Origin of the sequence: Bradyrhizobium sp. LTSPM299, from assembly GCF_000938235.1 — a bacterium.
Classification (GTDB): domain Bacteria; phylum Pseudomonadota; class Alphaproteobacteria; order Rhizobiales; family Xanthobacteraceae; genus Bradyrhizobium.
On the sequence record NZ_JYMU01000085.1, the window covers coordinates 268,013 to 286,939 of the forward strand.

At 57.0% G+C, this 18,927-nt stretch carries 14 protein-coding genes and 1 pseudogene; 4 read left to right on the top strand and 11 right to left on the bottom strand.

Annotation, left to right across the window (positions count from 1 at the left end; all coding sequences use genetic code 11):
* Positions 1 to 219: 219 nt before the first annotated feature.
* The 5 genes and pseudogenes from UP10_RS37000 to UP10_RS37020 all read right to left on the bottom strand — a co-directional run bounded on the left by UP10_RS37000 (position 220) and on the right by UP10_RS37020 (position 5,062).
* The gene (locus UP10_RS37000) at positions 220 to 1,014 is read right to left on the bottom strand and encodes an SDR family NAD(P)-dependent oxidoreductase (RefSeq protein WP_044592067.1); all 795 of its coding nucleotides are present in this window, start codon (positions 1,012 to 1,014) and stop codon (positions 220 to 222) included.
* A 376-nt stretch (positions 1,015 to 1,390) separates the two neighbouring features.
* Positions 1,391 to 1,825, bottom strand: a pseudogene (locus UP10_RS37005) (SRPBCC family protein); the annotation flags it as partial.
* Between the two features lie 136 nt (positions 1,826 to 1,961).
* Positions 1,962 to 3,224 carry an ABC transporter substrate-binding protein gene (locus UP10_RS37010; RefSeq protein ID WP_044592069.1) on the bottom strand — a complete coding sequence of 421 codons (1,263 nt, stop codon included), beginning with the start codon at positions 3,222 to 3,224 and terminating at the stop codon, positions 1,962 to 1,964.
* Positions 3,225 to 3,363: 139 nt separating this feature from the next.
* A complete protein-coding gene (locus tag UP10_RS37015) occupies positions 3,364 to 3,789 on the bottom strand; it encodes a Zn-ribbon domain-containing OB-fold protein (protein WP_044592070.1) in 426 nt (141 codons plus the stop codon).
* A 10-nt stretch (positions 3,790 to 3,799) separates the two neighbouring features.
* Positions 3,800 to 5,062 carry a thiolase family protein gene (locus tag UP10_RS37020; RefSeq protein ID WP_245322147.1) on the bottom strand — a complete coding sequence of 421 codons (1,263 nt, stop codon included), beginning with the start codon at positions 5,060 to 5,062 and terminating at the stop codon, positions 3,800 to 3,802.
* 413 nt (positions 5,063 to 5,475) lie between these two features.
* Between UP10_RS37020 and UP10_RS37025 the strand changes: the two genes are divergently transcribed.
* The 3 genes from UP10_RS37025 (at position 5,476) to UP10_RS37035 (ending at position 9,576) form a co-directional block, all read left to right on the top strand.
* A complete protein-coding gene (locus tag UP10_RS37025) occupies positions 5,476 to 6,192 on the top strand; it encodes an alpha/beta fold hydrolase (protein ID WP_197086997.1) in 717 nt (238 codons plus the stop codon).
* A gap of 289 nt (positions 6,193 to 6,481) precedes the next feature.
* Positions 6,482 to 8,839 carry a xanthine dehydrogenase family protein molybdopterin-binding subunit gene (locus UP10_RS37030; protein ID WP_044592072.1) on the top strand — a complete coding sequence of 786 codons (2,358 nt, stop codon included), beginning with the start codon at positions 6,482 to 6,484 and terminating at the stop codon, positions 8,837 to 8,839.
* A gap of 14 nt (positions 8,840 to 8,853) precedes the next feature.
* Positions 8,854 to 9,576 (top strand): enoyl-CoA hydratase/isomerase family protein, encoded by a 723-nt coding sequence (locus tag UP10_RS37035; RefSeq protein ID WP_044592073.1) that lies wholly within the window; start codon positions 8,854 to 8,856, stop codon positions 9,574 to 9,576.
* Between the two features lie 23 nt (positions 9,577 to 9,599).
* On the opposite strand, the gene UP10_RS37040 is transcribed toward UP10_RS37035, so the two are convergent.
* Positions 9,600 to 10,397: an IclR family transcriptional regulator gene (locus UP10_RS37040; protein WP_044592074.1), complete on the bottom strand. Its 798-nt coding sequence runs from the start codon at positions 10,395 to 10,397 to the stop codon at positions 9,600 to 9,602.
* A gap of 644 nt (positions 10,398 to 11,041) precedes the next feature.
* Between UP10_RS37040 and UP10_RS42670 the strand changes: the two genes are divergently transcribed.
* Entirely contained in the window at positions 11,042 to 12,028 is a 987-nt protein-coding gene (locus tag UP10_RS42670) for a Bug family tripartite tricarboxylate transporter substrate binding protein (protein ID WP_044592075.1), read from the top strand.
* 226 nt (positions 12,029 to 12,254) lie between these two features.
* Here the strand turns inward: UP10_RS42670 and UP10_RS37050 are convergent, their stop codons facing one another.
* From UP10_RS37050 to UP10_RS37070, 5 genes are all read right to left on the bottom strand, one after another.
* Positions 12,255 to 13,004 (bottom strand): SDR family NAD(P)-dependent oxidoreductase, encoded by a 750-nt coding sequence (locus UP10_RS37050; RefSeq protein WP_044592076.1) that lies wholly within the window; start codon positions 13,002 to 13,004, stop codon positions 12,255 to 12,257.
* A gap of 277 nt (positions 13,005 to 13,281) precedes the next feature.
* Positions 13,282 to 14,553 carry a M24 family metallopeptidase gene (locus UP10_RS37055; protein ID WP_082077473.1) on the bottom strand — a complete coding sequence of 424 codons (1,272 nt, stop codon included), beginning with the start codon at positions 14,551 to 14,553 and terminating at the stop codon, positions 13,282 to 13,284.
* Positions 14,554 to 14,870: 317 nt separating this feature from the next.
* On the bottom strand, positions 14,871 to 17,297 hold the full coding sequence (locus UP10_RS37060; protein WP_044592078.1) for a xanthine dehydrogenase family protein molybdopterin-binding subunit: 2,427 nt from the start codon (positions 17,295 to 17,297) through the stop codon (positions 14,871 to 14,873).
* A complete protein-coding gene (locus UP10_RS37065) occupies positions 17,287 to 17,772 on the bottom strand; it encodes a (2Fe-2S)-binding protein (protein ID WP_044592079.1) in 486 nt (161 codons plus the stop codon). Before UP10_RS37065 ends, UP10_RS37060 begins: the two co-directional genes overlap by 11 nt.
* Positions 17,769 to 18,656 carry an FAD binding domain-containing protein gene (locus tag UP10_RS37070; protein WP_044592080.1) on the bottom strand — a complete coding sequence of 296 codons (888 nt, stop codon included), beginning with the start codon at positions 18,654 to 18,656 and terminating at the stop codon, positions 17,769 to 17,771. The genes UP10_RS37065 and UP10_RS37070 overlap by 4 nt, the downstream gene beginning before the upstream one ends.
* Positions 18,657 to 18,927: the final 271 nt, after the last annotated feature.

Here is an 18,927-nt window from a genome sequence, read left to right on the forward strand (position 1 = left end):
TGCGATGTGTAGCAGCCGCTTCAAGCCGGTGACCAAACTGGCTTTGACCCAAGCCGGATCGCCTCACGTGAAACATGATCTTTCCATTGCCTCGCCTGCTATGGCGAAGGCACAGATGCGCATTTCTTCGACCTATTCTTTATCGGCTGCAAATTTCGTGCAGCGTGCCGCCGTCGTAAATCTGCGGGCTTCTCTCCGGAAAACGCGCTCATTGCGCGATCAAAGTGTCGCACCGCCGGATACGCGAACGCATTCACCGGTCACATAACGCGACAGGTCGGTTACCAAGAACTCCATTACGCCGGCGCAATCTTCGGGCGTACCCAGTCTGCGAAGCGGATTGGCCTTTGCCTGAGCCTCCGTGCCCAGATTGCGCGCGGCGGCTTGCGCCTTGACTCGCGCGCTCTCGATAATGCCGGGAGAGATGCAATTGACCCGCACACCGTCAGGCCCAAGCTCCACCGCCATGCTTCGAGTATATTGCAGCACAGCGGCCTTCGCGGCTCCGTACATCGCCAGCCGGCCTCCCCCCGGAGTACGATCCATCGCGTTCGTGACGATGTTGACTACCGCGCCGCCCTGTTTGCGCAGATAGGGAGCCGCCGCCTGGCAACAATGCATCATACTGTAGAAATTGATTGCGAAGAGTTTTTCCGTATCCTCAAGGGAAACTTCGGACGGCCGGCTGCGTTCAATCGAAGTTGTAGCACCGCCGGCATTGTTGATCAGGATGTCAATCCGCCCCAAGTCCTTCACTGCTTGCTCAATCGCGGCGATTGCTTGCTTCCGGTCCGACAGGTCGGCCTGCAGCCCCGTACTTCGGCCGCCCAGCGCCCTCACTTCGTCCATCACCGTCGCGGCCGTGAGCGCTTCGCCAAATTTCGCTGCGACATCAAGATCGATATCGATGATAGCAACGTCGGCGCCCAGTTGCGCGAGCCGTAGCGCATAAGCCCGACCGATACCGCCGGCACCTCCGGTAACAATGGCAATCTTGTTCCTCAACTTGCTCATTTCTCAATCCTCAAGCTAACCGGTTATCGCGAGCCGTTCGTTGGCACCGCACATCCGACCCAACTCTTTGGGCTTTATATAGGCAGGGACCCATTAGCGCCGATCTAGGTCATCCATTATAACATCGGGCAAATCCGAGAGCGATCTATCGCGCAAGCGCATAGGTCAACATCGCTACGATGGCTACGATCCCGACAACGGCCACCATCGCCGAAAGTGCCAGCACGTTCGGGTAATCCCTTGGTCCCGCAGCTACGGGAGCCGGGGCGGCCTGGATGGATGAAGGACTGAGGTCGGTTGCGCCGGACACCGGCAATTCCGTCGATGCTGCCTGAACCGCCTCGTCCGTCGGTTTTCCGGGGTCGGAGTTCGATTGCTCGACCTCTGACGCGAAGCGCACAAAGAACTGATCCGCCATTTTCTTCGCGGTCGCATCGATCAACCTGGCTCCGAGTTGCGCGATCTTTCCGCCGACTTGCGCGTCAACGTTGTAGCGCAGCAAGGTACCGTCCTCCACGTCCTCCAACGATACCCTCGCGCCGCCCTTGGCAAATCCCGCGATTCCGCCGGCGCCTTCGCCCGCCATGACATAGCCGTTTGGCGGATCCACTTCCAAGAAACTGACTTTGCCGCTGAAGCGTGCCGAGATGGGTCCGACTTTGAAGGCTGCGGTAGCCGTCATGCCTTCCGAGACTGTCCCGTCTAGCGCCTCGCAGCCAGGAATCGACGCCTTGAGGACCGTCGGCTCGTTGAGCGCCGCCCAGACCTTCTCTCGTGTAGCCGCAATCTTGCGCTCACCTTTCATCTGCATCGGTAGTTCCTCTTGTTGGGGCGGCGTGATTGCCTTTATGGGCCTTTGCGGCAACACTTTCGCCAGGTGCGCCCGGTAGACCGCTGTACCGTGAATGTCGTCGTTAAGCTGCTCTGGCGTTAGAGATGCCGCTGCATCATCTCGACGGCGGAATAGTGATGAGGTCGCTTATAAATTCCCATCCCTTGCCATCGAATTTAGCGATGCGCGACGATCGCCAGGCCACTCGATCGTCGTGCGAAATATTAAGATTGATCCCGGCAAGAAAGAGCGGCAGGTGTAGATCCTTCACGCTAGTCGCCTGCTTTATCAGATTTTCGCGCGTCAGATCATCACCACACCGCTTCAAGATTTCGACGATCATTTTGCCTGTCACGTAACCGTTCATTGAAAAGCCGTCCTCTACCGGCTCACCGGGAGCCCACTGTCTCATGAACGCGCGATAATCCTTCATCTCGGGATCGTTCTCCCACTTTGGATCGCTTGGCTCCTTTCGCCAAATCGCCGTCAGAACTCCGGTCGAAGCCTCGATACCTGCAGGTTGTAATACATTGGAAATTTGAGCTACCGCCGTCGGGATGATTTGAAGCGGTTTCCAACCGACTTCATAGGTCTTTCGAATCGCCTGAGCTGCGAATTTCGGCGTTGTCGCTTGAAGAAAAACATCCGCGCCAGACGCCTTCAACGAAACAATTTGCGAGTCGATGGTCGGCACCGTTACATCGTAAGGTTCTTCCTTGACGATCATTTTCGATGCCTTTTCGCCCAGCTCAGCCTTGAATGCATCCAGGTATCCTCTGCCGAAGTCGTCGTTCTGATAAAGGACCGCTATTTTTGCGTCTGGCTTGGTCTGCAAGATGTAACGGGCGTACGTCCTTCCTTCGACGTCTTGGGACGCAAAAAAAGGCACGGTCCATGGATAGCGCACTGGATCGTTCAGCTTGTCCGAGCCGGTTGTGCCGAATAAATGCGGCACCTTCTTGGAATTGACATACTTGGCTATCGTGACGTTCGCGAGCGTTCCGACGGTACCGACAATTGCAAGAACCTCTTCGCTTTCAACTAGTTTTCGTGTCTGCTCGATCGTCTTCGGCGGACTATATCCGTCATCCAATGAAATCATATTGATCTGTCGACCGCCGATTCCTCCGGCTGCGTTTATCATTTTTAGGTAATCGTTTTCGACGCGGGCCGTCGTGCTGAATGCTGACGCCGGCCCGCTATATGGCGCGGTCTGACCAAGCCTAATTTCCTTGTCGGTCACCCCAGGACCATACTTCGATTCCGCACGAGCGAGCGGCGTTGCCGCAATACCAATGCCCACAAAGAGCGCGATAGCACCCACGCATTGCAAGCGTTTCCATCCGCATGAAGACCGCGCTTTAGTAGTCGAGGTCATGATTTCCTTCCGAGAAAATTTTCGATTTGAAAGCGAATTGCGATCGCTTGCTTCGGGCCATCTGTGGCGCGAAGCAATGGTCGGCGGAGTTGTTGACAAATTGCGGATCGCCGATCAGGTCGAGCTGACAGCCGATTCCCTAATCCAGCGGTTCGAACGTCGGCAGATTTGCGCCGTTAGCAAGCGCCAGCCACGACAGTTTTACCGGCAGTCCGATCCTGACTTTATTGAGCTCGCAATTCACGATATTGGCCATGATGTTTACCCCTTCTTCGAGTGTAACCAACGCGATCGCAAATGGAGTGTGGCCGCGGAAGGGAGGATTGGCATGCGAGGCAATCAGGAATGAGAAAATCTCACCTCGCCCCGACGCCTCGCGCCATTCCAGCTGACGTCGTCCGTCGTAGATGCTGGTCGGGCGCGGGATGAATTGATATCTCTGGTTGCGAGGATCGTATTGAAGCAGCAGGCGCTTCTCGCGGGTGGCGTCCCAAAATGCCTTAGAGAAGCTGCGCGGAGTGGGTGGATCGCGGACGACCTCAGTCGTGTTGTTCAATTGTGCCATGGTTTATCCCCTACCCGTTCGCGGTCAGCGCCATGACAGCGCTGGTTGCCCAGTTGCGCCCATATGGAATGCCGCCAATTCCCGTCACGAGTGCGGTTTTCGTATCCGACACTTGCCGGCTGCCCGCTTCACCAAACATCTGTCGCACAGCCTCGACGAGATTGGTTCCGCCACCTGCAAGGCCGCACTGGCCGGCGGATATCTGGCCGCCGCCGGTATTAAGCGGAAGATCGCCGTCGAAGGAGAAACTTCTCTCGCGCACGAAATCGCAGCCCTGTCCGGGCTTGCAGAACCCGAGCATTTCGAGCTGCATGACAATCGCGATGATGAAGTCATCATAGGGATGGAATGAACCGAAATCCGAAAGCTTGATGCCAGCTTGCGCGAGCGCCACTTCACCGGCGGCCCGATGGCCGGTATCGGTGATATCAATGATGGATTCGTTTGCGCGAAAGTTAGTACGCTCGCCGTAACCGATCGGCACCGCGATTTTCGAGAATCCCTTGCGTTCCGCATTCTTGCGGCTCGTCACCAGGACCCCTGACGCACCGTCGCAGACCATGACACAGTCGAGAAGCCGAATTGGGTCTGCGATCATGCGGGAGTTCAAGTAGTCATCAACCGTAATCGGCTTGCGCAACTTCTCAACCGCCATGTCGTTGAGAATGGCGTGATTGCGTTGCGCGACGGCAAGCTTTCCAAGCGCTGCATAGTCAAGGCCGAACTGATGCTCGTATCGCCTGGTGATAAAGCCGAACGCCGCCGGCGGTCCCATATAACCAAGTGAGTTGGTCCACTCCTGCTGAAAAGCGCGCACTCTCCTGTTGTCTTCCGTCGCCTGCGTATCGGAGAACAGACACAGGACGTTCGTACACAGCCCAGCATTGATTGCCATCACGGCTCGCGCGACAGATCCCAGCGGCGCGCATCCACCGATGTCGACGGTCTGGGTGAATTTGAGGTCGAGGCCGAGCATGTCAGCATTGGTTTGCGACCAAAACACACTGCCGGCAGCCGTCATCGAAGACGACAATACCAGACCATCGATTTCGTCCTTCTCAATTCCGGTCTGAATAATGACCTTCTCGAGAATCTCCGCGCTCAACTCCCATATGTCTCTATCACTCTTGTCGACGATTTTGGTTTCGGCGTAGCCGACAATGACTGCATCCTTTTGGTACATTTCAATCCCTTTGGTTTCTTCCCGCCCCCCTTCGGCGGGGGTGGTGCACATCCAAGCCGGTGACGATACGCGTCCGCTGTCGGCGGTCATCGAGCGGGCTTACGTGTCAATTTACGTCCAGCGGCGGCGGCGACACACGATGTTGGCTTCATAAGATTGACATCGCGCAGCGGAGTCAATAGAAATCAAATTAGATACTCGCTATGCAAATAAACTGATAATCCGACCACGGCAAAAAGCTCCAACTGAAGGGAGTTTTTGAGAGAGCGAGACGGAAAGCAGTCAATGTGACCAAATGTATGGTTGGGGTCGTTGTCGCGGCGATCACAACCAGAAACAACGAAATCCGCGAGCGATCCGAGAAAGCTGACCTCCGGACAGACGCCGCCCCGAGTCATGCAGCGCGCGATCGACGAGGACCGGACATGCTGGCGAGCCACCATCGTTAGCGGAACGGCTCCTAAGGGCTGCCCGTCAATCATCCTCCAACCCGGAGACAAGTTTTGTCGGAATATCTTTCAGCGAGAACCTTCGTACTCGTGCATGGCGCGTGGCATGGAGGTTGGGTGTGGCGCGATGTCGTCAGAAGCCTGCGCGCGAAGGGGCACACCGTCTCGCCACCGACACTCAGCGGCCTTGGCGAACGACGGCACGTCAGCAGCGGGACGATCGATCTCGACACTCACATCGAAGATGTTATCGCCCACATCGAAATGGAGGATCTTGCCAACGTCGATCTCGTCGGGTGGAGCTATGGCGGCATGGTCATCACAGGTGTCCGCTCGCGAATACCCGCACGGATCCGATCGGTCATCTACCTCGACGCCTTCGTCCCGACCGAATCGAAGGCGCTCATCGACTTTATTGATCCCACAAGGCGGGAAAAACTAGACGATGCAAAAAATGCTGATATGCCGGTGCCTCCCCCGCCTCTTGAAGCATTCGGGCCCGCGACAGCCGAGATACTGACGTTCGTCAAGGAACGGCTGACCAACCAGCCTTGGAGGACGTTCTATCAACCCCTCCTTGGCCTGAACCAGCAGCCAGCAATTCCTACGACTTACATCCGTTGTGAAGGTTTCAACTTCCCACCATTCGCATTCTTTTTGGAGGAGATGAAGAAAGACCCGGCGGTGGAAACGCACGTTATGGATGCGGGTCACCTGTGCATGCTGACCGCTTCAGAACAGACCAGTCGGCTGCTGGCGGCAACGCGGTAGAGGACACTGCGGTCAAGACCGAGATTGGCTTTCTCTCTTCCACGAGGCAATCGGCTACTCCATCGCGCGGCAGCCCCCGACGATGATGGTTTGCCCGTTGTCCACAACGAAGTCCTGCACCAATTCGCGCTTGACAAGGTCACTTCCTAGGCGAGGTATAATTGGATAGACTATTCAAATTGAAAATTGAAGGCCACATTCCACTGAGTTGGTCGGATTTTCCAGCCAAGTTTGACGGCGGCGGGATTGGGCTAGGAGGTGGATTAGTACGCTGCGACGGGATGAACTGATGGAAGTTAAGCTCGATAGATGGTTGCCGAGGCTGGAAGATGTCCGGCTTATCCAGGGTAAGGGGCGTTATACGGACGACCTCGCTCCCAAGGGCGCATTACGCTCCTTTGTCGTCAGATCGCCCCATGCACATGCTGCGATTAAGACGATATCCGTGGACGCGGCACGGAATGCTCCTGGCGTTCGCGCGGTTCTGACGGCTGCAGACTATCGTGCTGACGGCCATTCCCCAGTCAACCATGCCTCCAATCCGCCCGGAGCCATCGATCCATCCGCACCGTGGTTTACACCAGCGCCAGATGCAGTGATCCACGAATGGGGGCAGCCACCACTCGCGGAGGATCGCGTCCGCTTCGTCGGCGAGGCGGTCGCGTTCGTCGTCGCCGATACATTGGCGCAGGCCCGCGATGCAGCGGAACTGGTGGAAGTCGATTACGATGTACTGCCCACCATCGTGCGCGAACTCGACGCCTACGCGCCGGATGCGCCTCAGCTCTGGACGGATGCGCCTCGAAATCTCGCGCTGTCCGCGACCTTGGGCGACAAGGCGGCGGTCGAGCGCATTTTTGCTGAGGCGCATCTCGTCCTGGAACGCACGTTCCGAAACCAGCGCATCGTGAACTGCCAGATGGAGCCGCGATCCGCCTTCAGCTCCTTTGACGACAACGAGGGATATATGGTCGTCGCCGGCAGCCAAGGCGTCATGAGACAGCGGCGCGCTCTTGCCCAAGCGCTTGGAGTTTCCCCGGAAAAGATGCGCGTCATATCGCCGGATGTCGGCGGCGGATTTGGGCCTCGAACGGCGCTCAATCTGGAAGTGGTGTTAGTCGCCTGGGCATCTCGAAAACTCCAGCATCCGGTCCGCTGGACCAGCGATCGGACCGAGGCGTTCCTCGTCGATTATCAAGGCCGCGGGCAAACCACGCGGGCGGCGATCGCCGTCAAAGCAGACGGTCGCATTTTGGCGATGAAATCCGAGCAATACTTCAATCTCGGTGCCTATCCGGTTTCGTTCGCACCGGCCGGCAACGGCCAGAAGATTGTTCCGACATGTTATGACATCGGAAGCGTCCTGGTAGAGACCCGGGGCATCCTGACGAACACCACGTCAACGTGCCCTTATCGGGGCGCGGGACGACCCGAGGCCCATCTCGCGTTGGAGCGCTTGATCGACATAGCGGCAGAACGCCTCGGTATCGATCGCATCGAAATGCGCCGCCGTAACCTCATTCCCAAATCGCGCATGCCATATCGCACGGCGACCGGTCTTACCTATGACAGTGGCGATCTGATCGGCAACATGAAGCAAGCTTTGGGATCCGCCGATTGGGATGGGTTCGAAAAACGCCGCACCGACAGCGCATCGCGAGGTATGATGCGCGGCATTGGCGTGGCGAATTATATCGAATCGCCGGTCGGAGCCCAACGGGAGCGGGTCGTCCTGACGGTCAAGCCGGAGGGGACCGTCGAAGTCATCTCCGGCACCCAGTCTTCGGGCCAGGGTCACGAGACGACTTTCGCTCAGGTCACGGCAGCTCTGCTCGACGTCGACGTGCATCATGTCCGCCTGCTCACCGGCGATACACGCTTCGTTTCGGAGGGGGGCGGATCGCATTCGGACCGTTCCGCGAGATTGATGGGCGCACTGCTCGACCGCTCGTGCCATAAGCTGATCGAACTGGGAAAGAACGCCTATGCCTTGCTGGCCGACGTGAAACCCGAAAACATAACGTTCGAGAAAGGTCATTTCTCCGGGATTGGTCACAACAAGCGACTGAGCATTTTCGATATCGCAAAACATCTCGAAGACGGTAGCCTTCCCACACAGATGGGAAACGCCTTCACGGTTACCGAAACCATCGAAGTCCGCATTCCCGCCTACCCTACCGGCTGCGCTGTTTGCGAGCTAGAGGTGGATCCAGAGACAGGCGTGGTGGAGATTCAGAATTACACAACGGTCGATGACGTCGGACAGCCGATCAATCCTCTTGTGGTGGACGGTCAGGTGCACGGCGGCATCGCACAAGGCGTCGGACAGGCACTACACGAGGGCCTCGAAGTCGACGAGGCGACCGGCCAGGTGCTGGGGGCATCGTTCATGGACTACGGCGTGCCGCATGCAGACAATCTCCCGAGTTTCAACGTTTTTCTGGTGGAGGATCCGACTCCGCATCCCGACAATAGATTCAGGATCAAGGGTGGCGGCGAAGGCGGAATAACCCCCGCCACCGCGGTGGTCATCAACGCGCTCATTAACGCCTTGAAACCGTGCGGCGTTGAGCATATCGAAATGCCCGCAACTCCGGCACGGGTTTGGGCTTCCATTCAGTCAGCGCGCGCCGCACAGATTTCATAGAACCGGAGAATCCGATGCCCTCTTCAATTGTGATCGAGCAGAAGGACGTCGTCCTTGAACTCGTGTTGAATAGCCCAGAGACCGGGAATGTCGTCACCGAGGACATGGCGCAGACCTTGGAGCAAACGCTCAGAAACGTCGGCTCCGAAATCAAGCTCTTGCGCCTGCGCGCAAACGGCGATCATTTCTGCCGTGGCCGTAAATCTCCTCCCATCGATCGCGCCACCGCCACAGCGCTGGCGTTTCGCCAGACGATTGCCGAAGGGCCGCTTCGTCTCTATCAGGCCTTCCGCGCGTGTCGCGCGCCCATCATCGGCGTAGTGCAAGGCGAAGCCCTCGGCGTCGGCTGCGCCCTGGCGGCGCTGTGTGATCTCACGATCGCAAGCGAGACAGCCGTGTTTGCAGTCCCGGAGATGGACCATGGAATTCCGCCGACGCTGGTGATTTCTGCGCTGGCCGAACGGATCCCTTACAAGGCAATCAGCCACCTCGTCTATTCCCGACAACGAATTTCCGCCCGGCAGGCCGCCGAGATCGGAATTGTGGGTCAGGTAGTACCACCTGATTCGCTTGGCACGGCAAGCGACGAACTGGTCGATCTTATGCTGAAAAACACCGCAGCCGCGCTGCAAGGGGTCAAGGAGTATCTCCGTCACGCGGCAAGGCTGGAGCCGGACGCACAGGTCTCATTGGCCTCGAGTATCATTGCGACCGTTCTATCTTCCCAAAATCGCTAGAGAAGAGTGAATCCCGCAATCAATCAGGTCGTCGGCTGGTAGGACAGCAACGGTCCGAGCTTGGCAGCCAATACCGTGAGTTCCGAACCGATTTCCGCCAACTTTTCGGAGTTGAACACTTCGCTGATGCCCCCCGAACTGATAGACAGGGTAATGGAACCGTCAGGTGATTTGACGGGGACTGCAACGCTGTTGATGCGCGCATGCAGCGACCCCTTGTTGACGATATAGCCCTGCTTCTCGAATTGGCGAAGCGCAGTGGTAAGTTTCGGTTCGACCGTAGACCATTGCCTGCCCAGCGACGCGCTTAACTCAGCCATTAACTTGTTTCGCTCCGCCGTCTCGAGTCCCGCGAGATACGCCCAGCCCGTGGCGGACGTCGCCATTGGAACGCGTGACCCCACCCTCAGATCCGCCAGGATAATTGCGGATCCCTGGCATCGCTGCAGGTAGATCATGCTAAGTCCGTCGCGCGCTCCCAGCGAAACGGCCCCCTCGTAACGGCTGGCGATCGATTGCATATCCGGCAGTGCGAGATCGCCTATCGGCAATCCCGCCAGGACCGCATGACCAAGACCCAGCAGTGGAATCCCAGGGCGCATCGTTTGCCTGCCGGGAAGCACCACGAGAAAGCCGAGCTGGATGAGGGTGTGACAAATTCGCCAAACTGACGGCTGCGGCATTCCCGTCATGCGCGCTATCTCGCTTGCACCCAGTTCGGGGGTCGAAGGGCTGAAGCATTGCAAAACCTGCAGCCCCTTTGCGAGAGCTGCGATGAACTGTCTGTCCTTCGGGGGTCTCTTCTTGGCGGTTTTAGTCATATGCAGACCTAGAATCGGACCGGATGAACATCTAACTAAGATATTCGCTCGACGAATAAGTCAACCCTACGGGCTCAGGCGCGGCTGGCAGACAGCGATGAAAACGTCAGATGGAGCACTTCCACCGTCATTACGGTCGGAGTCTGAGCCCGTTAAGACCTGCGTCTCGGCTCCGTCCAAGCGCGGATAATCATCTGCGTCCCATGAGCGGCTGCGCGATAGGTCTTACGACCATCTCGAAAACCAGCGCTTCAACTAGTATCGAGGCAATCGTTGTAATCATTCTTGCGACAGTCTGCGGCATCATGCGCTCCGGCCAGGCTATTCCCTATTAAGAAGCCCGATCTCGATCGCCGTGCTAGTTGGATGTCCAGTCGCTTGCGCTCGACGGCAGACCGCAAGGTGTCACCGCGTGCGTTGAACACCCTGGCGTGACGCTGCTTGGTATCGGACTCCAGTCGCAAGTAACCCGCTGCCCAATGCTTAATGCGGCCCGCATTGCCCGGGAGCACGCAAATTGACTCAGACCCGGCGCTGTCGTATTTTTCAACTATCCTATTTGCTTAGCAAATTGGTGACCGTCCAGCCCCGGAACAGCATGGTGTAAAACTTTCCGAAGAGGCGCCAACGACCGGAGAAACGCAGTGAGTGCAAATCGAGCCATTCAAACAATTGCAGCGACTGTGCTCCTAACGGCATCATTCTCGGGCCAAGCTCGGGCACAGTCAGATGCTGAAGGTTATCCGCGTCGCAATGTTTCGATCACGGTACCGTACCAGGCAGGCGGTACTGCCGATTTAGTTACAAGGAAAATCAGCGAAAAACTTCATCAGCGGCTGAACCGCGCGGTGATCGTCGAAAATCGGCCTGGGGCATCGGGATCAATTGGGTCGAACTTTGTCTACCGAGCACAACCGGACGGGTACACTCTTCTAAGTTCGCCCCCCACTCCGATTATAGTCAATCAGTTCATTCAGAAGTCCATCGCATATGAGCCCGAAAAGCTTCGTTCAGTCGCTCTCTTGGCGGTCGCCCCGCTCGTATTGACCGTGCGGGCTGATTTTCCCGCCCGGAACATGAAGGAGTTCGTCTCGTACGTAAATGCCAATGCGGAAAGGATAAGTTACGCCTCGAATGGCATCGGCGCTCATGTCGCTACCCTCCTGCTCATGAGGGCTGCCGGTATAACTGGACCTGTTCATGTTCCCTATAACGGCGCGGCGCCGGCACTGCTGGCCGTGCTCTCGGGCGATGCGCAGTTTTTTATCGACAACATGTCTTCAACGTTGCCGTTCGTTCGAGAGGGTAAAATGCGCATTTTGGCTATCGGCTCCAAGGAGCGCTCTTCCTCTTTACCGGATGTCCCGACTTTCGAAGAGACTGGCTACAAGGATCTCGTCCTAACTACCTGGTTTGGATTGTTCGCGCCGCCAAATACACCAACTGCGGTTATGGAAAAGCTCAATCAGTCAGTAAACGAAGGGCTACAAGATCAGGACATCGTCAATCAATATGCTGAATTGGGCCTTCAGATTGAACGAATGACGCCAAATCAAATGGAAGCGGCGGTTGCAGCCGAACGGGCCAAGTGGCGGGCGATAATTGAAGAAGCCAACATTTCTGAAAACTAGGGCTCATCCAAGTTTCTCGAACGGGCGCCTCGCGAAAGCGAATCAACATACAACTGAAAAACTACCACCTCGAGCCTTGTATCGGCTTGTTTGCGCGATCATTGACATCGCAAGCGCGGGATCGACCTCTAGACTAGCGATGTCTGTTTGCTGGGCAACGAATTTCGTGCACTCGACGGTCAAGTATTCTACCCAACAGCGGCTCTAATGCCGCTTACCCAGATGCTCATCTATAGGCTCCGTCGAGGCGGATGGTTTCACCGTTTAGCATTCCATTCTCGACTATGTGAACAGCGAGTCCCGCGAACTCCGAGGCCTGCCCAAGCCGCGCCGGATGAGGCACAAGTTCACCGATACGCTTTCGGTATTCCTCTGGCAGACCCATCAACAGAGGAGTTTCGAACGAGCCAGGCGCAATCGTATTGACCCGTATCTTGTACTCGGCGAGGTCACGCGCCGCCGGCAGCGTGAGGCCGACGACCCCCGCTTTCGAAGCAGCATAGGGGATCCCGTCGCCCCGACCTTCGAAGGCGGCAACGCTCGCGGCATTGATGACAACGCCACGCTCCTCACCAATAGCCTCGACTGATACTAGGCGCTGAGCGAACAGCCGCACGCAGTTGAAGGTGCCGCCGAGGTTGACACTGATAATGCGAAAGAACTTCTCGAGCGGGTAAATGATCCCGTCTCTGTCGAGCAGTCGCTGCGTGCCGCCGATGCCAGCGCAATTCACCAGCACACGAGCAACGCCATGCGCGGCTTCTGCCTCTGCCAAGCCAGCCTTCACTTGCTCCTCACTGGTGACGTCTGCCTCGATCGCGACCCCCCTCAACTCGGCCGCCACTTTTTCCGCATTTCCCTTACTCTGGTCGAGGACAGTTATTTTCGCACCCTTCGCGGCCATCGCACGGGCGGTAGCGGCTCCCAGTCCGGAGCCCCCACCGGTGATGAAAACGGCGACACCGTTTAACTGCATCCTGCACTCCGAAGCTTGAGCAATCTGGTAGGCTGGAGCGCGTGCTCGCGTCAGCCTCGCGAAGGGGGTGAACCTCACCGCAAACTAGATATCTGGACAGGTTACGAACGCGGAGCGTCCGATCCCTAAGCGAATACTGAGGTGTGCTCTGCGGCGAGCTAAAGTGACAGGCTAAGCCGGATGTGACTCTCCGCGATGCGGTTTGTCGCAGGCTTCATAATGAAACACCTGCTCAAGTATCATCCGGCTTAGCATTTCCTTGCGCGGCCGGCTGTCTCTAGGCCGGCTTCATCACCATGCGATTGGCAACCTTATTGAGTTCGATCGGTCCCGCGTCGGTGGCCAGAACGGTACCACCAATGTTGATGCGCCGGTCGCCGAGATGACAATTCGGTTCGAACGCAAATGACATTCCCGCCTTGATGACGATGTCAGCGCCAATCATGGGTTTCTCCGCCACCGGCGGATATCGGCCAGCTTCAGAAAACTTGTCCATTCCATAGGAGGAGAGACCCGCCATAATTGCGATCGGGTTCAGCGAATGAATATGCGGCGTGACGAACCAACCACCAACTCCCTTGACGACGGCGTCCATGGCCTCACTGACCTCCCCGAAAGATACCCCGACACGGAGCTTCTGCAGGCCGACCTCGTAAGCCTGCCTCGCCACTTCCGCGGCCTTCAGATGATCGGGATGTACGTCTCCCAAGGCTACGCAAACTTGCTGCTGGGTCTCCATAGTTCCGTAACTTGGAAACAACTCGCATTGCACGATATCCCCGTTTTGGAGCGCACGCGGCCGGACCGGACGCACGAGCCAGTCGGGGAATCCCCACGCGGGGGTATTCGGGCCGCTATGGATGATAAAGCCGGAGCAATTCGCTCCAGCGTCAACGCAAGCGGCCATCACGGCTGAATAAACGTCAGTCTCGTTCGCACCCACCTTAACGGCGTCAACGAAGGCTTCAGACATCCGCTCCCCAGCGTCCGCACACTGCTTGAGAACCTCAATTTCCTCGGGGCTTAGTTCCACGATCATTCGAGCAAATTTATGCCAAACCTTGACGAACTTGACCTTCGGCAACGCCTCCTGAATATTTTCCCAGGCGGATTGGGAAATCGCGCTTTCTAGACGCGGTCCGCCTCCATCAAGCCCAATGATGCCGATCCGCGCCGACTGCAGGCCCTCAGCCTCAAAGACCTTCTTTAGATTTTTTGGATCTTTGGTCGGCCAAAAGTTCTCAGGCGTAATCCAAGGAGTATGCCCAAGTTTCGTTTCAACCGCATGGCAGAGTATGTGCATGCCGTTCCACGACAGCAATGACGGAACGCCCTTGCGCGGGAAGATCAACCAGCCTCCGGCGCGATCGTTGGAAAGGTACACGTCCGGAGCCACGTTCGGAGCCCCACGGTTCGCTTGCCCTGCGACCAAAAGCCCATCCAACCCCTCCTCATCCATGAGCGTTCGGGCCAACGCCCACCGGCGATCGCGCTCCTTCAGCGAATAGCCGGGATACGAGGGACGCAGACTGGGCTCATGCTTATTCATGTTTCTCTCCTTATTTTGGGACTCCTTTGCTCGGAGCCCTCTTCTCAACCCAGCAAGATTGCTGCGGCTCTTCGAGTTATGGCTTGCAGCTTGAGCAGGCTAACGGCTTGACACAACTAGCAGCCTGAAGTGATGGCAGGCCGGGATAAGGCGCCCCACAAATGCTCGTTCGGATAGTTTCTGAAGTTATTCTACAAACGAATAACCTATTTGCATTTTCTGTCAAGGCGGTTTCTGTCTGCCAGATTCGACTTCGAACGTTCTCGCAGCGGATGAGGACCTGCAGGTCGCTCCATCGCGTTGACAACCAGGTTTGGTCACGACGCTTGCTGTTTGCGCTGACGTGAAGCATCGATCTGGCGGAATAGCGTCGACGGGCGGACGGGCAGGTCCGTGATCTCGATACCAAGAGGACGCAAGGCGTCGCTGATCGCGTTGCCGAGTGCACCAGGCACCGGCGCAATACAACCCTCGCCTATCCCGCGCGTTCCGAGCGGATTGGTTGGATTTGGCGTCCCCGCATCGTGGTACATCTCGATCCGTGGAACATCGGCAGCCGTTGCGATCTTGTAGGCTTCCAGCGTTGAGGTCATCTGTTGTCCGTGATCGTCGTAGACATACTCTTCGAAGAAGAAATTCGAAATACCCTGAACCACGCCCCCTTGGATCTGCCCCTCGACAATCAGGGGGTTGATGACCACCCCGGCATCGTCCGACGTAACATAGCGCTCGATCTTTACACGACCCGTTTCCGGCCAGACTTCCACAAACGCAGCATGTGCTCCAAAGCAGATATTTCCTCTGGTCGACTCAAATGTCGCTCGCTCATCCAGCCCTCCGGAATCACCTGGTGGAAGATCGATCGGTTTCATTACGATCCGGAAAGCAAGCTCAGCAAAACTGCGCCTGATGTTGCTGTTTCCACGATGTACGACATAACCGCCCTTAAAGATAAAATCGTCTTCCCCGGCTAAGATGGCTGCATCGTGGGCCAGGACGCGCGCTATCTTCTTCTTTAGATTCCAACAGGCCATCGCAACGGAAGGCAGCACCATTGCGGCTCCGCGCGAAGCAACTGTTCCGGGAGCGAAGGTGGATGTTTGCGTGTCGCCTACTATTATGGACACATGTTCTGAATCGATGCCTAGCTCTTCAGCGACGACCTGAGCAATCGTCGTCTCCTCACCCTGACCGGATGGGCCGTCACCGTAGAAAATCTGAACATGACCTTCTGGATCTACTCGTACTTCGACCGAAGCATAGCTGGGTGTTCCCATCATCGAGACATATGATAGACTGTCGACACCCGAGACTTCTGCGCCCACGGCGATGCCGAGCCCGAGAAAACGTCCCTGACTCCAAGCTTCTTTCTGCCGCTCGCGGAAAGCGGCAATATCCAGGGTTTCTATCAACCTATCGAACGTCTTCAGGAAGTCTCCGTTACTGTACCCGAGACCGGTCGCCAAACGTGCCGGAAACGTTGTAATGAAATTTTTTCGTCGGAACTCCGCAGGCTCCATACCGATCTTCCATGACAGCATGTCGATCGCCCGCTCCATTGCGAACCTTCCCGGATAGATCCCGAGACCACGAGCTCCGCATAACGATGCCTTGTTGGTTACCGCCACGCGCAGTTCGATGTCGCAAAATGGTATCTCGTAAGCATTCGGCAGCCGCAAGCCCCCGACGTTCGCTATCGGAAAGGCCCAACTACCGCCCAAGCAAGCGTCGCCGGCATCAGCTACTATCCCGTCAGCCAAAGCCACGAGATTTCCCTCGGCGTCCGCTGCGATCTCGAGGTCATGTATCTGATCACGCTCCTGCCCGGCACTCATCAAGTTCTCTTCGCGAGTCTCCAGCCATCGCACAGGACGCCGCAGGCATCTCGCAAGATGGGCAACCAACAGTGGCTCACGGTAAACTGACGCCTTCATTCCAAAGCCGCCGCCCTGGTTTCGTGGAGTGATGACACGAACTTTAGCAAGGGGTAACTGAAGCACGTCGGCAAAACACGCTCGTTGCGCATGAGGCCGCTGCGTCGTCATCCAAATGGTCAGTCCATCTCTGTTGTCCCAGACCGCCAGCGCTCCCCGCGGTTCAAGAGCTGTAACGCCACATCGATGCGTCCTGAACCGCTGCTTCACTACATACGGTGCCTCAGCGATCCGGCGCCTAGCCTCTTCGATGTGAGCCGCGTGCTCATCCGCCGTCCGGAGCGCCTGATAGTTGGATCTGAAAATCTCGTTGTCGTTCCAGTCCTCGTGAACAAGTGGTGATGACGGCTCAAGGGCGGCCTCCATATCTCCCACATATGGCAAAGGTTCGTACTCGACCGTAATCCCTTCAAGCGCGTCCTCGGCCAGATAGGGCGTCTCCGCCACAACCGCCGCTACGGGCTCTCCGTGGAACTTCACCTTGTCTACGGCAAGCGGCCAGAATGTCGGAAGTCTCCCTGGAAGTCCCGCTGAGGTACTTGCCTGCGGAAGAGGCAGAATTTCGTCCTGGAGCATGGCGCCGGTAACCACAGCAACTACTCCCGGCATCTTACTTGCCGCTGACGTATCGATAGACAAAATGCGCGCATGAGCGTGTACCGAGCGAAGGAACATCACGTGCAGTTGTCGTTCGACCGCGATGTCAGAAAAATAGTGTCCTTCGCCCCTAAGGATTGGAATGTCCTCCTTGCGAGGAAGCCGAGCGCCGATGCCGTCTGCCTGTTTGTCTTTCAATTGATTATTGTTCATTCTCATGTTCCTCCTGCTGCGCAACGCTCAAGATCGCATCCACGATGTTGGCGTATCCCGCGCATCGGCAAATATTTCCCACGAGCCCATGCCGAACCTTCTCCTCGCTCAGTTCAGGGGTCTTCCCGATAAGATCTAAGCCCGACATCAACATCCCGCTCGTGCAGAAGCCGCACTGGAGAGCATGATGCCGGTTGAAGGCAACTTGCAGCGGGTGCAGCTCGTTGCCCTTGGCCAACCCTTCCACGGTCGTGATGTTTCGACCATCTGCTTGCACCGCCAGCATGAGACACGCTTTGATCGCGTTACCATCGAGATGAACCGTACAGGCGCCGCAGACCCCTTCGAACGTACATCCGACATGAGTGCCGGTGAGCCCCGCTTCGTATCGTATGAAGTCAACCAGCAGCATCCTGATTGGGACAGTCCGCCCGTATGCAACTCCGTTTATTGTGATCGAAACTTCTGCTTTCATTCTTTTGCCCCGAGTGCGCGGCCGAAGGCCTTGATGACCACTTCGAGACCCAACTGATGAAACAAGACTTTTCGGTAGTCTGCATCACCAGCTTCATCCGAATGGACTTGAAGCGAGCCTGCACTATCCTTCAACAACGTATTGATTTCCGCACGATCCGATCCTGTAAGTCCCAACAAAGCACGCTCTGCCGTGGGCACTCTCGTAGGCCCGCTTTCAAGGCCCGTCACCGCTATTCGAGCCAGCGCGCAGCGGTCGGTCTCGTCAAGTACGAGGAAGGCAGCGACCCCGATCACGGGAAGCCCGTCCGTCAGAAGGCTCCATTTTCGGTAGGCGCTGCCGGCGCGCCCAGCGGGTTGCGTTAGCTTGATCGATATGAGGATCTCGCCTTCTTCTCGTCCGGTTTCCATTGGCGCTCCGAGAAACGCGTCGACGCCGAGCTCGCGCGTTGCTCCGGATGGTGAAACCAGGCTCATTTGTGATCCGATAGCGAGGTTAGTCACCGGCATGCACGCTGAAATGTAGTTCCAGCACAAGCTACCGCCGATCGTGCCGCGGTGTCGAACCTGACGATCGCCGACATGGCTTGCAGCATCGACCAGGGCTGCAAAAGTTCCAACCAGGCGACGATTGTTGGCGATGTCGCAGTAGGGTGTCATCGCACCAATATGATGGCCAGAACCGTCCTCATGTAGCCCCCGGATAGAGGCGATCTTCTGCAAATCTACCAGGCACCTCGGGCGGATCATGCGCGATTTCACGGCCTGCATTAGACTTTGGCCGCCCGCAATGTAGTGGGTTTCTTCACCCCACTTCGCAAAAGCCTCCGTGGCCTCCTGAACCGTGCAAGGCGCCACGTAACCCTCGATCTCGGATGGGTACACTTATTCCTCTCCTTGCCTGTTCTCGCTTCAGGCCCTGCGCGTAGATTGATCTGCAATGCATCTAAGTCCGAAACTGCGAGGTGCTTATCTTCTTGCGGCGATTCATCGTAGCATCCGACCAGCAAGCGATTGATTAGAGAAAACGAGGATTGCGCCGGCCGCCGAAGACCGCAGCGTCAAAGGAAAAAGCAAATGCTACGAAGGAACGGTCCCTTGAGCGACGACGCACGAAACGCACAAGGCCAAGGAATGTCTGCGCGCTGCAGCTCTT